This is a genomic window from Bacillus cereus group sp. MG16, from assembly GCF_040459875.1.
In the GTDB taxonomy this organism is placed as follows: domain Bacteria; phylum Bacillota; class Bacilli; order Bacillales; family Bacillaceae_G; genus Bacillus_A; species Bacillus_A paranthracis.
Window position 1 is genome coordinate 4,593,051 of the sequence record NZ_JARVHE010000001.1, and the last position, 17,522, is coordinate 4,610,572.

Sequence of the window (17,522 nt, forward strand, 5' to 3'; positions counted from 1 at the left end):
CACTTTATTATACACAAAAAAGGAGCCCCTCATAAGAAGCCCCCTCTCCTATATTATAAGAATAAATGACATCCAAATAAAATTGTAAATAAGTATAGTAATGGATGTACTTCCATCCCTTTCCCTTTCACAATTTTTAAGACTGGATACACTAAAAATCCAATTGCAATTCCATTCGCAATACTAGACGTTAACGGAATACCAACGAAAATTAAAAATGTTGGTAATGCATCTTCAAATTCATTCCAATTAATATCACGAATACTTTGTGCCATTAAACTACCGACAATAATTAATGAAGGAGCTGTAATAGCGGCTACGCTTGATAAAGAAGCAATAACAGGGCTGAAGAATGCCGTTATAATCGTTAGGCCGACTACTACAATACCTGTTAATCCTGTTTTACCACCTGCAGCAATACCAGCTGAAGATTCAATCGTCGCTGCTGTTGGGCTTGTCCCAAAGATAGAACCTGTAGTACCGCCAATTGCATCCGCAATAAATGCTTTACCAAAGCGTTTCTCTGTATTATCTGTAATTAAGCCTGCTTGTTTAATTAAACCGAGTAATGCTCCTGTTGTATCAAATAACAGCACAAGTAAAAATGAAAATACAACGCCATATAATCCGTATTCAATTACATCTGAAAAGGCGTTAATTGGATTTGAAACGATAATACCCTCTGGTAAATGAGGCATCGCAACAATTTTATCCGTAAACTTCAGCTGCCCTGTAAAGAAGGCGATAATTCCTGTCACAATCATACTAATAAATAATGCACCGCTCACACGCAATGTCATTAATACCGCCGCTAAAATCAAACCAATTAAAGTTAAAATAACGGCTGGAGAATGGAAATCACCAATCGTAACTAAGTTAGATGGATGATCAACGATAATTCCAGATAGACGTAATCCAATAAAAGCAATAAATAACCCAATTCCACCTGCAATTGCATGTTTTAAACTATCAGGAATTGCGACAATAAGCTTTTGCCTAAATGAAGTGAAAGATAATAAAAGAAAAATGATACCTGTTACAAATACTGCTGAAAACGCAATGACATATGTAATCCCCTCTGCCTGTTGAACGACAGAATAAGCAAAATACGCATTCATTCCCATAGCTGGAGCAATAACAATTGGATAGTTAGCTAAAAACGCCATACATAGCGTCCCTACAACAGTCGCAATAATAGTTGCCGTAAAAGCTTGATCAAATGGTACACCTGCATCAGATAATATTTTCGGATTGATGACAAGAATATACGCAAATGTAAAAAAAGTTGTGATGCCAGCTAAAAGCTCTTGCTTCACAGAAGTGTTATATTTTTGTAATTGAAACATGGTTATGTACCCTTCCTACATCTGAATTATTATCACACATTCTTTTCTTACTAGTATGTGAGAAAATATAATACTTAATCTTAACAATCAATAAAAAGAAGAGTCAATATATTCGCTAATAGTTCGAATTTTAAGTTTAATTCTGACAAGCACAGATGTAGTACAGTTAATAATGATTATTTTTGTAGCATAACAGATGGAAATGTTTTATAATTTGAAATAGTTAAATATTTAGTAAACGCATTCAAATATCGTTCACTCTACAAGGGGGATTCTTCTTATGCAGCACACAAACAAATCTGGAACTTTAAACCGAGGTTTAAAAGAACGACATATTACTTTAATGTCACTCGGTTCAGCTATTGGCGTTGGACTATTTTTAGGATCTGCTTCTGCTATTAAACTAGCTGGTCCTTCTATTTTACTAGGCTATATGATTGCTGGACTCGTTATTTTTTTCATTATGCGAGCACTCGGAGAAATGGCAATTGAACAACCTGTTGCTGGCTCTTTTAGTAAATATGCATATGATTATCTTGGACCACTAGCTGGCTATATTACCGGTTGGAACTACTGGTTCTTATGGGTTGTTACTTGCATGGCTGAAATTACGGCTGCTGGCATTTACATGCAGTACTGGTTCCCAGATATTCCGCGCTGGACTTGGGCTTTACTCGCTCTATTATTAATGAGTGCTTTCAACTTTTTATCTGTAAAAGTATTTGGAGAACTTGAATTTTGGTTTGCTCTCATTAAAATTGTCACAATTATCTGTATGATAGTAGTTGGAACTGGTATTATTTTATTCGGATTCGGAAATGGCGGAATAGCTACTGGTATTTCAAACCTTTGGTCACATGGTGGCTGGTTCCCAAATGGATTTTCTGGGTTATTACTCTCCATGCAAATGGTATTATTCGCTTATTTAGGCGTTGAATTAATCGGTGTTACAGCTGGTGAAGCGCAAAACCCGAAAAAAACACTCGCAAAAGCAATCGATAACGTATTTTGGAGAATATTACTGTTCTACGTTGGGGCTCTATTCGTTATGATGGCAATTTATCCATGGAACGAACTTGGTGAGAAAGGAAGTCCATTTGTATTAACATTCCAGCAAATCGGTATCGCAAAAGCAGCAGGAATTATTAACTTTGTCGTATTAACAGCAGCTCTTTCTTCTTGTAATGGTGGTTTATTTAGTACAGGCCGTATGCTGTATACATTAGCTCAACAGAAAAAAGCTCCCGAAAGATTCGGTCGTTTAAATAAAAATGGCATTCCAAGCCAAGGAATTGTAGCAACAGCAATCGTTTTACTCGTTGGTGTTATATTAAACTATCTTGTGCCCGCAAAAGTATTTACATGGCTCACTAGTATTTCAACTTTCGGGGCAATTTGGACTTGGGGGATTATATTAGTCGCTCAAATTAAGTTCCGTAAAAGTTTGCCGACGCAAAACAAACAAAAGTTATCGTATAAAATGCCTTTATACCCATTAAGTTCATATTTCTCACTTGCTTTCCTTGCATTCGTATTATGTATAATGGCGTATTCAGAAGATACAAGGATTGCATTAATTGTTGGACCAATTTGGCTTATCGGTTTAGCTGTCGTGTATTACATGAAAGGTTTTCATAAAATTGATGAAACACCTAATTCAAAAATTAGTTAAGCAAAACATCCCTTCCTTATTACTTGGAAGGGATATTTTTATGCCTATATAAATATTTCTCAACAAATTTCACGGTATTTTTACAAATTTTTAATATTTTTTATGTTTTCCGTCTTTATTTTTACAGAAAAATAAATTACATTATTAAAGCACATATATTTATTATTAGGGGGATTCTTCTATGAAGAATAAAAAGTGGATTACATTTTCTTTAGCAACAGCAATTACACTAAGTATAGGAGCTTCGTTCATACCGTCTACTTATGCCGAAAGCTCTGTAGACCCAGCTCCTGAAATTGCTGCAAAAGTTGTAAATCAAAACAATGGGAAAAAAGTATTATTCGATAATACACACGGTCAAACTGCCGGGACTGCTGACTGGGTTATCGATGGTGGCTTTTCTGATTTCGGAAACGGCATTGCCCAAAACGGCTATCATGTAAAAGAACTACGTAAATCAACACCGATTACATACGAAGATTTAAAAGACTACAATGTGTTTATCGTTCCAGAAGCAAATATTCCTTACAAAAAATCTGAACAAGACGCTATGTTACAATACGTGAAAAATGGCGGTAGTATCTTCTTCATTGCCGATCATTATAATGCAGATCGTAATAAAAATCGTTGGGACTCTTCTGAAGTATTTAACGGATATAGACGCGGTGCTTGGGATAATCCAGCAAAAGGAATGTCTAACGAAGAAGCCAATTCACAAGCTATGCAAGGAGTAGAAAGCTCTGATTGGCTATCTGACAACTTCGGTATTCGCTTCCGCTATAATGCAATCGGTGATGTTTCCGCTAAAAATATTGTATCACCTGAACAATCATTCGGAATTACAGAAGGGGTTTCATCTGTAGCAATGCATGCTGGTTCTACTTTAGCAATTACAAATCCAAAACTAGCAAAAGGACTCGTTTATCTTCCAGAAAACCCAGCAAAATGGAATAACGCTGTTGATAGCGGTGTGTATAACGGCGGTGGTGTTGCAGAAGGTCCTTATGCTGCTATCGCAAAAGTAGGACTTGGAAAAGCTGCCTTTATTGGAGACTCTTCTCCTGTTGAAGATGCTACGCCAAAATACGTTCGTGAAGACTCTGGCCAAACAAAGAAAACTTACGATGGATATAAAGAAGAAAACGATGCGATTTTACTAGAAAATATCGTAAATTGGCTATCGAATAAAGAAACATTTACAAGTTTAGACCAAGTAAATGGTTTACAACTTGATTTACCTACCACTTTACAAACATTTGAACAACCAAGCTTATCAACTGAGCCACAACCTGAACCTTGGAGTGCGCCAAATGCAGGTTATCAATGGTTTAATACAAATACTTTTAAACCTGGTTCATATGGCTATAACGGTGCAGTAACAGCAAATGACTACGTAGTTACACACCCTAGCACTCTACCAAACAATGAAGTGTTCCAAATCAAAATTCAAGTAAATAACTTATTACCAAACACAACATACAATAATTATTCTTTAGGTATATTCACTACTGGCGGTACACAAGTAGCAAAAGTTCAAAATACAAACGGCACTTGGCCATCTACTTTCGGATATAGTAGTGCATTTTCTTTCACAACAAACAGCTTAGGTTCTGCTGAAAAAATTGTGAACGTACAAATCGATCCAAATACGACTGGACAAGCAACACTTCGTCTACGTCAAAATACAACAGCGAAATATAGTGAGACTGTAACGATTAATAAGAAATAATGAAAAAGGCAATCCGGATATGGATTGCCTTCTTCTCATTTCTCTTCTTTTGAGAAGAACATTCTTGAAATAACGATGCCTATACTTCCTACGATTAAGAATAACACTGCCCTAATCATCATTGAAACTTCTGGTAAGTCTAGAAGAAATAGCTTTCCTATCGTTACGACTAACACGACTAAGCCGGCATATAATATTTCATTCATATTTTTATTCCGGCCAAGCCAAACTGCAAATAATGCATACACCATCCATAATAACGATACAGATACACTTATTATGCTTCCATCTGTGGACAAAACTTCACCGATTCTAGTAATTGTAATAAATACAATCACCATAAACCAATAGAGTGCTATAGAATACATATACTTGCCAAAGCTCGCTAATACTTCTTTCGCTTGTCTCATGCAATAATAGAACGTTCCTATTAAAATAAGATGAGCAACAAAGCCTGCCGAAATAAATTGATCAAACGGGTTAAAAATCGTCTGTATCATTCCAATTGCGTAAACCGTCGCACTAACATACAATTTTATCTGTTGTTTTCCTTTAATAGAAGTAAATATACCGAGGAAGCCTTGTAATAATAGTACAATCGCTGCATTCACTAAACTATACTCATATAAAATCGCTAAACTAAAGGCCCCCATTGCGAAACCAAATAAAAGATTTGTAAATGTAGAATGTCTATTCTTCCTATATTCAAACACGAACATAATAGCGTGCACGAGTGCACTTATCATTAATCCCCATGTTGTAAATTCATGTATTTTTGAAATGGCTAATATAAAGAAGACTGCATTCGCACTAAATATCGCCAAGCGTGGCTCTACTATAAAACTTCTCTCCGTAAACATATGCCAAAATAATAGTAAGTGAATTAAACCATAAACTACTGTTAACTGGACTTGCAAATCCTCTACTAACATTGACATAACAGCAAAGAAGACAAAAAGAACAATAGCAGCAACAACATAAGAAATCATATATAAATACTGATAACGATTTTTCAACGCATACCATAATAAGCTGAGCGTTAGTATCATCTCATATCCAAAGAAAATATACGGATTAGGAGTCGTACTATTTAATAAGAATGGCACGAAGAAAGCTCCTACCGCTACGAATATAGTAAGATATTCCGATTGATACTTCTTCGCTATATAAATACCTAAAATGACCCATGCAATATTACATACAAACGCAACACTCGCTGGAATAAATCCATATAAATAATGTGCCGCAAATGTCGTTAAAACTATACCCGTAATACTTCCTCCTGCTAGTACTAACCCTAATGCTTGTCGCTCTCGTTTAATTTGAATATCCCCTATATAATAAAAACCGATTGATAGGACAATACCAAACACAATTCGTATTGCTGGTGTTAATAATCCCGCATCTACCCCTGCTTTAAATAACCAAATTACTCCAAGCAACATAATACCGACAAATATGCGCGGTAACCACGTTTGGCAAAACTTAATAATATTAAATGGTTCTCGTTTAAAAGCAGATATATCTACTTGTTTTACCTCACGTTCTTGCACAGGTTCTTTTATTGTAACTACTTCTTCTTTTTGTTTTTCTTCCGTCACCGTTTCAATATATTCTTTCTTTTCCTTACTAACATGTTGCTTAGCATTTTCTGCTTCTATTTCTCTTTGTTTTGCTTTCAATTCAAAAAGTGCTTCTTGAATCGTTTCAATTGCCGTTTCGAGTGCTTCTATTTTCTTATTCAAATCCTCCTTCATGAGCTCCCTCCTCATCATCCGTTCGAAACCTATATATTACCAATTACTTTTATCATACTCTTAGTCTATTCATTTTCAATACCATTTTTCCAAAAAAAGAAAGGTGTTTTCCGAAATCGGAAAACACCTTTTTATTTATAGCTATACTAACAATTACACTAGAGCAGGAACCTACAAGTGCTGAAGCAATGGCACTTGGCCATCTACTTTTAGATATAGCAATGATTTGCTAAAATAAATTATTGCTTTTCATGTATACAAAAGCCTTTTTACCTGCTTATCTTTTATCAATTTTTGCAGCAATTCGATTTCCAATGAATTGGACGGACTGGACAAGAATAACAAGCATAAGTACTGTAACTACCATAACGTCGGTTTGAAAACGATAATATCCAAACCGAATTGCTAAATCACCAATACCACCTCCTCCGACAACACCTGCCATCGCAGAATAAGAAATAAAACTTACTGTTAAAACCGTTAAGCTTAATACAAGACCCGAACGTGCTTCAACGAGTAATACTTTCCGTACAATTTGAAGCGGCGTTGCTCCCATTGCTTCCGCGGCTTCAATTACTCCTTTTGGAACTTCACGTAATGCCTGTTCTACAAGTCTTGCAAAATACGGAATTGCCGCTACTGATAAAGGAATCGTTGCAGCAATTGGACCAATTGTTGTTCCTAATATCGCTCGTGTAAGGGGCACAAGAGCTACTAATAATATAATAAATGGGAATGAGCGGATAATATTTACAATCCCGTTTAAAATACGATGAACAATGTTCTGTTCCAGAATTTGTCCTTTACTTGTAAAATATAAAATAACACCTAAAGGAACGCCTAAAATAATTGCGGCTCCAACAGAAAGTCCAACCATTAACAATGTTTGCAAAAGTGATGTCCCAATCTCCGGAAGCAATGGGATAATATTATTGAACATGTGCAATACTCCCTTCTTGCTCTACACCTAATAAGAGTTTCGCAATTTCTGATGTTGGTTTTAATTGTTGATCATACAAATCAAATGATTCAACAACTTCTCCATCTTCCATAATTGCGACTTTATTACAAATTTGTTTAATGACATTCATTTCATGTGTTACGATTACGATTGTAACGCCTAATTCTCTATTGATTTTTTGTAAGAATTGCAAAATAGAAAGTGTTGTTTTCGGATCAAGCGCCGATGTTGGTTCGTCACAAAGTAATACTTTAGGGTTATTTGCTAATGCACGAGCAATTGCTACCCGTTGTTTTTGTCCGCCACTTAGTTGTGAAGGAAAATGATGTGCTTTATCACTTAAACCAACAATCTCTAAACATTCTCTTACACGATTTTCTCTTTCTTCTTTCGAAACTGATTTTAGCTCTAATGGTAAAGCGACATTATCTAATACATTTTTATTATGAAGAAGATGAAAATGCTGAAATATCATACCAATCGATTGTCTTGCCGTTCGCAAATCTTTCTTAGATAACTTTGTTAAATCATTTCCGTTCACAATGATTGCACCTGAATCTGGATTTTCCAATAAATTCATTGTACGTAACAATGTAGACTTTCCGGCACCACTTAATCCGGCAATCCCGTATATATCATATTCTTCAATTTGCAAAGAGACTGATTTCACCCCGTGAAATAAGCCTTCTTTCGTTTGAAAGGTCTTATTTACATCACGTAATGTTATCATTTCACTCACTCCTTTTCACTTGATTTAAAAGCATCTTCTGCTAGTAACGAAAGCGTTACATCATCCATTGGAGGGTTGTGCAAACCAGCTCGAACATTCAAATAATAGCGGTGTAATGGATTTGTTTCAGATAAGCTTTTAGCCCCTACAATTCGCATCGATTTATCAACAACTGATATTGCCGTATTTGTCGCAATATATTTTGCTGCGGCTAGCTCCGCTTGTAACGATTGTTTATCTTCTACAGCATCATATTTTTTTGCGATTTGATATACAAACGTACGAGCTTGCAAAAGTTCTAGCTCTAATTCTCCTACTAACCTTCTAACATTAGGAAGCAAACTAATCGGATGAGTTAAACTATTCGGTTGATATGATTTTGCAAAATCAATTGCATAGTTTCTTGCGGCCTGTGCGATTCCTAAATAGCATGCTGGTATATGAAGTAACCATCCAATTCCTTTTGGTTGCGTCTTTGAATCTTTTATATCAGTTAAATACTTATTAGCAATCTCTACATTTTTTAATACAAGATCATGACTAGCGGTTCCACGCATCGCAACGCTATCCCATGTTTCTTCAATAAAAACGCCTTTTTCATGTCTTGGGATTACAAATTCTCCAATTTCTTCGCGCCCTTCTATGCTGGCTGATATGATGAAATAATCAAGTACAGGAGCCATCGTTGTAAAAGTTTTTCTCCCGTTTATTATCCACTTATCACCTTTTTGAACAGCTAACGTTTCTGGTTTTCCACCACGCGTAGGACTCCCTGTATTTCGCTCTGTTGCAGCTCGGTTAAAAAGAGCACCCTTTTTTACTTCTTCACAAAGCCAGGAAAACATGTCAGGTTTCCACGACCGATTTTCAGCAAGTTCCTTAATAATTCCAAGATGCCACCCAATTGATAAAGCTGTCGCACCATCTCCTTCGGCAATCTTTTCTTGAAATAAAACAAAATCATATAAAGAAATAGATTCTCCTCCAACATCTTTTGGGAGTGTTAGTTTTGTATAGCCAATACCCTGTAAATCTTTCATATTTTCAAAAGGAAAAGAACCAAGCTCACTTAGTTGATGCTCTCTTCCTGCAAACTGTGGAATTAACTCCTTTAGCTTTTCTAATACAAGCAGTTGTTTTTCTGTTTCTACATACGAGATTGCCATATTGAAGCCTCCTTTTACTTTAAATAATCAGGTAAAACAAAACCGTTAAACTGTTCTTCAGATTCAATCATTTTTTTAAATTCTGGTGAATGATATGCCTCAATTAAATCTTTAACAAATGCTTTCTCTTTATCTTCATCACGAACAGTAACGATGATTCGGTGTTGTGATGGTGTTTTTTCTAATTCAAGTGCCTCTTTTAATTTATGTCCTGATGAAATAACAAGATTTCCGTTAATAATACCGTAATCTAGATCCTTCATAGCTCGTGGAATTTGCGGCGATTCAAGTGGAACTAGTTTGAAATTTTTCTTTTTATACGTCACGTCTTTTTCAGAAATCGTTAAAATATTTACATTGTCCTTTAATTTCACCCAACCAATGCCTTCTAAAATTCGTAATGCACGCTCTAAGTTAACAGGATCATTTGGTACTCCTATTTTCATACCATCTTCCAAATCATCTAGTGATTTATGTTTTTCAGAATATACACCTTGGGGTGCTGATGGGACTTGTATTACCCCTTTAATTTTCGCATTATTTTCTTTTGCGTAAGATTCCATAAAGGCCGTACTTTGAAATATGTTTGCATCAATATCTTTATTTGTTAACGCTGGATTGGTTTCGTTTGGTGAATTGAACTCAACAATTTTAACTTTATACCCCTTTTTCTCTAAGTACGGCTGTACTGCTTTTTTCACTTGATCACTATACGGACCAGGTGTAAATCCTAAACTAATTTCTTTTTGATCCCCCGTTGATGTTTGTGTGCAACCAGTAATAACAAACAAACTGCATACAATACTTACAAGTGCTAAAAATAAACGTTTCATCTCTTTTCCCTCCTAAATAAAAAAACAACCTTACATATAAGAAGGTTGTCGTTTTCTCCCTCTTATCTACTCGGAATTAGCACCTTGTTATTTTGTCAGGTTGCTGAAGCTTCATTGGGCCGTTCCCTCCACTTCTCTCGATAAGATTATATTGAATTGTTCTTCCTATTGTGTCACTATTCCGATAAAAATACAAGGTTTTTTTACGTTTTTTTCCAAAAAAAAAAAAAAAAAAAAAAAAAAAGAAAGGTGTTTTCCGAAATCGGAAAACACCTTTTACTTATTTATTCTTATTTATAACAATACTCACGATAACACCAATACAAGCACCTATAATAGCTGGAACAATCCACCCTACACCTTCTGTATAAAACGGAATGTACTTTAATACTGATATCCATTGATTCAACTTTACATTTTTATTGAAAATATCAACTGCACTAAACACCGCTACAATTCCAACAGTTACTGTATATACGTATGCATACTTTCCAATATACTTATGGAATAACCCTAAAATAATAAGCGTTAGTGCAACTGGATAAATAAATCCAAGAATTGGTACTGATACTTTTAAAATTTGTGTTAATCCTAAATTAGCTAAAATCATACTAACAAAACTTAAGATAAATGCCCAAACTTTATAAGCTACTTTCGGAAATGCACTTGCGAAAAATTGACTACAAGATGTAACAAGTCCGATTGACACACATAAACACGCGATCGTAAAAATAAGACCTAATAAAACGACCCCGCCTTGTCCAAATAATGTAGACATCACTTGCGCTAACACTTGTGCACCATTATCAAATTTCCCCAATGAGCCACTCATTGAACCGACATATCCAAGTATGACGTAAATAATAGATAATAATAGTCCCGCTCCAATTCCAGCAATACTCATATATTTCGCTAACCCTTTATCATCTTCAATACCTTTTGCACGAAGAGCATTGGCAATCACAATCCCAAAAATTAAAGCTGCTAATGCATCCATCGTTAAATACCCATCTAAAAACCCTTGGAACATAGGCGCTTGTCCATAGTTTCCAGCAACCTCTTTCACACTACCTACTGATGTAAACATGCTTTTTATAAAGATAAGAGCAATCATACCTAATAATAACGGTGTTAAAACTTTTCCGAACAACCCCATTAATTTAGACGGTGATAAACTTAACCAGTACACAATACTAAAGAAAATAACTGTGTAACATAATAAGACTACGCTACCTGCTTCCGGAAATAGCTGACCCGGTCCCATCTCAAAAGCTAGACTTCCTGCACGCGGAATGCCAAGGCCTGGTCCAATAAATACATACACGATACACGGAAAAATAATAGCGAATGAAGAATGAACTCTACCCGCTAGCGTTTGAAAACTTCCTGCTTTCGCAATCGCAATAACTCCCAATATAGGAAGACCTGTTGCTGATATAATAAACCCTACTAATGAAATCCACACATGTTCTCCTGCTTCATATCCAAGAAAAGGCGGGAATATAAGATTCCCCGCTCCAAAGAACATTGAGAATAACATAAGACTAATAAGTAAAATTTCTTTTTTCTGTAACAATTTCATCTCTTTCTCCTTCTTTAATTTCATCTTTTATGAAATCAATTCCACATATAAAAAAGTGCAAAAACCCGCTTCCTTACAAAGAAAACATAGTCCATAGTCTAACATAAAAGAAACATCCATTCTATAGCTACCTCCCTTTTCCAATTTCTTCTGAAAAATCAACCTTTATTGACTTATAATAGTTAATAAGGTAAAATATTAAATGTACAAAATTATTAACTTTGTTTTTGTTTGTGTCAGGAGGAAAATAACATGGAATCAGCGATACAACTAGAAAGAGAACAACAAAGAAAAAAGAAACATCCTCCAGGTTTATACTTACTCTTCTTTACAGAAATGTGGGAAAGATTTAGTTACTATGGATTACGAGGATTATTAACATTATATTTAACGACAGCTTTAGTAAGCGGTGGTCTTGGGTTTAGTCCCGCATGGGCACTCTCTATTTACGGATTTTATACTGGAGCCTGTTATTTCACACCAATGATTGGTGGATACTTAACAGACCGTTTTCTAGGTAGACGAAAAGCGATCACAATTGGTGGTATAACAATGGCAATCGGTAACCTTACACTATTTTCCTTACAAAACCAAGTCGGCCTATACCTCGGATTAGCGCTTATTATTATCGGTAACGGATTCTTCAAACCGAACATCTCTACACTGGTTGGGGAATTATACGAAGAGAACGATCCAAAACGTGATAGTGCATTTACCATTTTCTATATGGGTATTAATGTCGGATCATTTTTAGCTCCACTCGTTTGCGGATTTTTATCAGAAAATTTATTCAAAACAACGGTTGATGGCGTTGTACATTACGGATTCCGTTACGGATTCTTAGCCGCTTCAATCGGAATGATCATTGGACAAATTTTATTTACAACATTATCAAATCGCTTCCTTGGTGATATCGGTAAAAAACCAACTCGCGATTTACAAACAACAGATGGACAACCATCAGTTGGAGATACACCGTTAACAAAAAAAGAAAAACAACGTACTGCAGTTATCGTCATTTTAACATGCTTCGTTGTCTTCTTCTGGGCTGGCTTCGAACAAGCTGGTAGCTCATTAACATTATATACAAACAAATTTGTAGACCGCTCTGTATTCGGATGGGAAGTTCCAACATCTTGGTTCCAATCGGTCAATCCATTATTTATTATTTTACTTGCTCCAGTCATTTCGGCATTATGGGCAAAGCTTGCAACTCGCAAGCGTGGAGATTTAAAAATCCCAACTAAAATGGGACTTGGTATGATCTTGCTCGGTATCGGTTATATCATTCTCGTTATTGCTACATTAAAAACAGGTAGTGATGAACATAACATTACAGAAAAAGCAAACTTACTATTTATCGTCTTTACGTATCTTTTCCATACGTTAGGTGAGCTATTCTTATCACCTGTTGGACTATCAATGGTTAGTGCACTTGCCCCAGTAAAACTTGCTTCTTTATTAATGGGAGTATGGTTAGCAAGCTCAGGAATCGCTAACATTTTAGGCGGACAACTTGCAAGCTTTACAACTTCACTTGGATATGCTGAAGTATTTACAGTAATTGGCGCTGTAGCAATTGTATTAGGCTGCGTTTTATTACTAATTTCTAAGAAGTTAGTGAAATGGATGGATTAAAAAAGATGAGAGATTTCCCCTCATCTTTTTTATTTCTTCGCCTTCGTTCCTACTAAATCACCAGCAACAACATAACGTTTAGAATTATCTTTCACAGATACACATGTAATAAGCGTTATCTCATTTTTTCCATGATCTTCAACAACTTCCCACTTATCAGGAGTTACTTCAGATACACCAGTAACCGCATATTCATATTCGTTTTCATTATCATACAAATAAATTTTATCGCCTTTTTTTAGAGACGCTATATCACTAAATAAAACACCTTTTTTAGACATGTTATGTCCTGCTAATGCATAATTCCCTTTTCCCATTACTTGATTTTCTTTTACTGTTGCTGCACCTGATAATAGGTTTTTCTCAGTAGAAGACTTTAAAACAGGAAGTTCTAATGAAACACTTGGAATCGAAATACGACCAATTACTTGTTTCTTATCTAAAGATGCGTTCGCTACTTCTGCCAAGTCTGGTTGATTAATTTTCGAAGCATCTACAAATTCCGTCTCATGTTTTTCATAATCCATCTTTTGGACAGCCTGTACATTTTCAGTCTGTTTCTTTTCAGCTTGATATCCATCATAAAATGGCTTGCCGATTAATACACCACCTACAACAAATAGGAGGATTGCTACTATACTATAAATTCTTTGCTTATTCATATACAATTCCTTTCCCTTACAAAATCTTACTCTATATAAAATGATAAGATAATATTGCTATATGTACAAGTATAAGCTGAAAAGAAACCTTCTTGCCAGTGCAAGAAGGTTTCTTTTTAAGCGATTTTATTTCGATATAAAGATACGTGGAAAATTGTCATTTGAATAAAGAAAATACTAAATGCAATATATATTGGATATGCAGGAACATATAGATTAGCAATTGGAGAAAGCGTTAAAAAACCAACCGCACAAGGCAACACGTACCATAGTGACATAAATGTAGTACGACAAGCCTTTTCTGTAATCGCCTTTTCCCGTTCGTATTCTTGAGGAAATAATAGTGGAAACATCCAATATGATAGCTCTTTATATTTTTTCTTTTGAATTTTATAAAGAACAGTCGATACAATACCAAATATTAAAAGCAATCCTATTGGCATTAAACTCACCGAAACTTCAAATGGTACCCTCTTCGTTTGAATAAAATTAGCAACTTCGATAGTAAAATAATACAACTCAATAAATGCCCAACCTGCTAATACCATTAAGAGTACATTCAACATATAGGAAAATACAAGTCTATTCATCCTCTTCCCCCTCCTTATTTAAAACAAACACATCTTCCATCTTGAGCTCGAACACATCGCAAATCGTAAGTGCTAATAACAAAGAAGGAACATAATCCCCTTTTTCAATTGCCGCGATTGTTTGTCTCGTCACTCCAACCTTTTCTGCTAATACACTTTGCGAAAAATTAAATCGAGCTCTTAATTCCTTCACTCTATTTAAAATGGTCAAATTTACCACCTCTCACCATCATTGTATGCTATCCTTAACAAAATGTAAACTCAACTTAACATTATTTTTATAAAAAAAATCCAACTCTACGTATTGTAAAGTTGGATTACGTGTTAGTTTAAAATTGTAACTTTAACTGTTCTTCTGCCCCAACTACTTGATGAACCTTTATCTGGCATTAAAACATCAATTCTATGCCCCTTAATAGCTCCACCAGTATCAGCTGCAATTGCGACTCCATAACCTTCAACATTTACAGTTTTACCTAATGGAATAACTTTTGGATCTACAGCAATTAATTTCATTCCTGGGTTTGCAGTTAGATTATAACCTTTCCCACCTGGTCCCCATGCAGAGAATACTTGTTGACCTGGTGCATAACCATTTTCCGCTGGATCAGCTGTATAAGCTGTAGCTTCTACATAAATTTCTTTCCCACCAGCAGTTGGCTTAGGAGATGGTTCAGGTTGTGGAGGTTCTACCTTCGAATTATTATTAGTAACTGGTTCAGCTGGTTTATCAGCTGGTTTACTAGCTTTTGCTTGCTTTTGCTTTTCAGCAATTTCCGCTTGCGCTTTCGCTAAAGCTTCTTGCTCAGCCTTTGCAGCTGCCTCCGCTTTTGCACGCTCTTCTGCTGCAATTCTTGCTGCTTCTTGCTCACGAGCAATCGTTTCTTGTACTGCCTTCATGTTTGATTCGATTTTAGCCTTTTCTTCTGCAGCTAAATTAAGTTGGCTTGCAACCTGATTATATTTAGCTTGAACTGTTTGTAAGTTAGCCTGACGCTTTTTCAAGTTATCTTGCAAATCAGCTTGTGCTTTTGCTAATTTTTGTTTGTCTACTACTAAAGATGCTTCTTTTTCGTCAATTGTTTTCTTGTCTGCTTCAATTTGACGAAGATCTTGTTCCTGTAGACGTAAAATTTCTTTATCAGCTTCTAAAATAGTAGAAACTGCGTTCATACGTTGTAAGAAATCTGCAAAGTTTTTTGACTCTACTACAACTTCTACTACTAAACTTGTATTTGAACTGTTTTGAACAGAAACCATACGTTTTCTCATAATATCTTTACGAGCAAGGACTTTATCCTCTAAAACGACAATTTCTTCCTTTTTTTGTTCAATCTGCTTATGTGTTTCATCAATTTTACGTTGAATAGCAGCTTGATCCTCTTTATTTTTTGCAATTGTATTATTTAAATTATGTAGTTCGTTTTCGATACCTTGAATTTCTTTACTAACAGCTTGCTTCTCTTGCTCTTTCTTTTGCATTTCTGCATCGTTTTGCTGCAATTGCTGTTGCATGTTGTTAAGTTTCTCGTCGTTTGACTCTGCTTTAACAGCGACTGTACTAGAAAGACCTATAATTCCTGCTAATACTAGACTACTGATTCGCTTAAAATAGTTCATAATCCGACTCCCTTCTTATACAGTTATACATGATTTATTTTACAGTTTGTTTACAATACCATTAAATACAGTTTATTTTTCATGACGAAAAAAAGGGAATTATGCATAAAATGTAATAGATTCTTAAATATTTAACAATTCCTATATTTAAAAATTATAAAAGATGCTAAAATCCAAATATAGAGAAAATATAACTTCTAAAGGCGGTTGAAATAAATATATGTTTACTCAAAAGAAATCACTCCAACATAAAATTGATCAATTAGAAAGTCGTATACAAGAACTAGAAGCAGAATTAAAACAAAAGGATATCGAACAACAAGAGACTATTTCTTCTATCCACGATCGTGTACAAAGCGTTGTTCAAGAGCATCAACTTGTAAATAATCAACACCATACACTTCAAAATTTAGTTCAACAATTAAGCTCATGTTTCGAAAATGTTTCAACACGCACTACACATTCCAATGAATTGAATAACGAAATGTTACAAAAAGAACAAAGCTTAATTCAATCTATTGAAGAAATTATTGATTGTTCTAACGAAGGAAAAGAATCTGTTCATCGTTTACTTATTGTAATTAATAAATTAGGCGAACAATCTCAACGTACGTCTAATAGTATGAATCATTTAAGTGAACGCTCAAAAGAAATTGAGCAAATTGTAGAAGTCATCCAAAACATTGCAGCACAAACAAATTTACTTGCTTTAAATGCAAGCATTGAAGCTGCACGTGCTGGTGAACACGGTAAAGGATTCGCTGTCGTTGCCAATGAAGTAAGAAAACTAGCAGAAAGTACCGCTGAAAGTACAAAAAACATTGGCAACTTAACGAAAAAAATTCAAGAAGAAATTGAAAAAGCATACGATAATACAAAAGATAATTTGCATTTAGTCGATGAAGGTGTAGAAATGAGTGCCGATACAAACGCTAGAATCGAAAATATTTTAATTATGATTCAAACGTTACAAAACGGTGCTACTAATGTTATTAAAGCTATTGAAAACCAAAAGACTTGTAATGATGATATATTACGAGAATTCGCTAATACACAACAAATGTTCCAAAAGTTAAATACTACTATTATGAATCACATTCATGATGCTGAGAAAGTCGATGTTCAATTAACGAAAAGTCTTGAAGAAACAGTAGTTTCTCATTAATAATAAAAATCCCTTATACTGCTATAAGGGATTTTTATTATATTTCGAATATTTATTTCTTCTCAATATTC

The 17,522-nt window shown here is 35.0% G+C and carries 15 protein-coding genes and 1 riboswitch; of the genes, 4 read left to right on the forward strand and 11 right to left on the reverse strand.

All coding sequences use genetic code 11. From position 1 onward, the window contains the following. Positions 1-53 precede the first annotated feature (53 nt). The gene (locus QCI73_RS24025; RefSeq protein WP_353823894.1) at positions 54-1,346 is read right to left on the reverse strand and encodes an NCS2 family permease; all 1,293 of its coding nucleotides are present in this window, start codon (positions 1,344-1,346) and stop codon (positions 54-56) included. 280 nt (positions 1,347-1,626) lie between these two features. Here QCI73_RS24025 and QCI73_RS24030 point away from each other — a divergent pair, with 280 nt between their 5' ends. Beyond that, positions 1,627-3,018, forward strand: a complete 1,392-nt coding sequence (locus QCI73_RS24030) for an amino acid permease (RefSeq protein WP_353823896.1) — start codon at positions 1,627-1,629, stop codon at positions 3,016-3,018. A 181-nt stretch (positions 3,019-3,199) separates the two neighbouring features. Further along, positions 3,200-4,747, forward strand: coding sequence for a DNA-binding protein (locus tag QCI73_RS24035; protein ID WP_000791495.1), 1,548 nt, complete (start codon positions 3,200-3,202; stop codon positions 4,745-4,747). Positions 4,748-4,782: 35 nt separating this feature from the next. Here the strand turns inward: QCI73_RS24035 and QCI73_RS24040 are convergent, their stop codons facing one another. The 6 genes from QCI73_RS24040 to brnQ1 all read right to left on the reverse strand — a co-directional run bounded on the left by QCI73_RS24040 (position 4,783) and on the right by brnQ1 (position 11,776). After that, entirely contained in the window at positions 4,783-6,504 is a 1,722-nt protein-coding gene (locus QCI73_RS24040) for a DUF2339 domain-containing protein (RefSeq protein ID WP_353823898.1), read from the reverse strand. 277 nt (positions 6,505-6,781) lie between these two features. Continuing rightward, positions 6,782-7,444 (reverse strand): methionine ABC transporter permease, encoded by a 663-nt coding sequence (locus tag QCI73_RS24045; protein WP_017560983.1) that lies wholly within the window; start codon positions 7,442-7,444, stop codon positions 6,782-6,784. After that, complete coding sequence (locus tag QCI73_RS24050) at positions 7,434-8,195, reverse strand: methionine ABC transporter ATP-binding protein (RefSeq protein WP_017560982.1); 762 nt, start codon at positions 8,193-8,195, stop codon at positions 7,434-7,436. Before QCI73_RS24050 ends, QCI73_RS24045 begins: the two co-directional genes overlap by 11 nt. Positions 8,196-8,200: 5 nt before the next feature. Then, positions 8,201-9,361: an acyl-CoA dehydrogenase family protein gene (locus QCI73_RS24055; protein WP_270795570.1), complete on the reverse strand. Its 1,161-nt coding sequence runs from the start codon at positions 9,359-9,361 to the stop codon at positions 8,201-8,203. A 14-nt stretch (positions 9,362-9,375) separates the two neighbouring features. Further along, positions 9,376-10,194, reverse strand: a complete 819-nt coding sequence (locus tag QCI73_RS24060) for a MetQ/NlpA family ABC transporter substrate-binding protein (RefSeq protein WP_353823900.1) — start codon at positions 10,192-10,194, stop codon at positions 9,376-9,378. A 59-nt stretch (positions 10,195-10,253) separates the two neighbouring features. Continuing rightward, a riboswitch (SAM riboswitch) is annotated at positions 10,254-10,341 on the reverse strand. Positions 10,342-10,474: 133 nt separating this feature from the next. After that, positions 10,475-11,776 carry a branched-chain amino acid transport system II carrier protein BrnQ1 gene (gene brnQ1, locus QCI73_RS24065; RefSeq protein ID WP_353823901.1) on the reverse strand — a complete coding sequence of 434 codons (1,302 nt, stop codon included), beginning with the start codon at positions 11,774-11,776 and terminating at the stop codon, positions 10,475-10,477. A gap of 252 nt (positions 11,777-12,028) precedes the next feature. On the opposite strand from brnQ1, the gene QCI73_RS24070 reads away from it, so the two are divergent. After that, on the forward strand, positions 12,029-13,414 hold the full coding sequence (locus QCI73_RS24070; RefSeq protein WP_042874383.1) for a peptide MFS transporter: 1,386 nt from the start codon (positions 12,029-12,031) through the stop codon (positions 13,412-13,414). 29 nt (positions 13,415-13,443) lie between these two features. Here the strand turns inward: QCI73_RS24070 and QCI73_RS24075 are convergent, their stop codons facing one another. From QCI73_RS24075 to QCI73_RS24090, 4 genes are all read right to left on the reverse strand, one after another. After that, entirely contained in the window at positions 13,444-14,076 is a 633-nt protein-coding gene (locus QCI73_RS24075) for a class A sortase (protein ID WP_353823903.1), read from the reverse strand. 116 nt (positions 14,077-14,192) lie between these two features. Beyond that, a complete protein-coding gene (locus QCI73_RS24080) occupies positions 14,193-14,666 on the reverse strand; it encodes a DUF2178 domain-containing protein (protein ID WP_353823904.1) in 474 nt (157 codons plus the stop codon). Further along, positions 14,659-14,877, reverse strand: a complete 219-nt coding sequence (locus tag QCI73_RS24085; protein WP_000154009.1) for a helix-turn-helix transcriptional regulator — start codon at positions 14,875-14,877, stop codon at positions 14,659-14,661. Before QCI73_RS24085 ends, QCI73_RS24080 begins: the two co-directional genes overlap by 8 nt. A gap of 113 nt (positions 14,878-14,990) precedes the next feature. Beyond that, positions 14,991-16,286: a 3D domain-containing protein gene (locus QCI73_RS24090; RefSeq protein ID WP_353823905.1), complete on the reverse strand. Its 1,296-nt coding sequence runs from the start codon at positions 16,284-16,286 to the stop codon at positions 14,991-14,993. A 484-nt stretch (positions 16,287-16,770) separates the two neighbouring features. Here QCI73_RS24090 and QCI73_RS24095 point away from each other — a divergent pair, with 484 nt between their 5' ends. Beyond that, on the forward strand, positions 16,771-17,451 hold the full coding sequence (locus QCI73_RS24095) for a methyl-accepting chemotaxis protein (protein ID WP_372465543.1): 681 nt from the start codon (positions 16,771-16,773) through the stop codon (positions 17,449-17,451). The last annotated feature ends 71 nt before the right edge of the window (positions 17,452-17,522 follow it).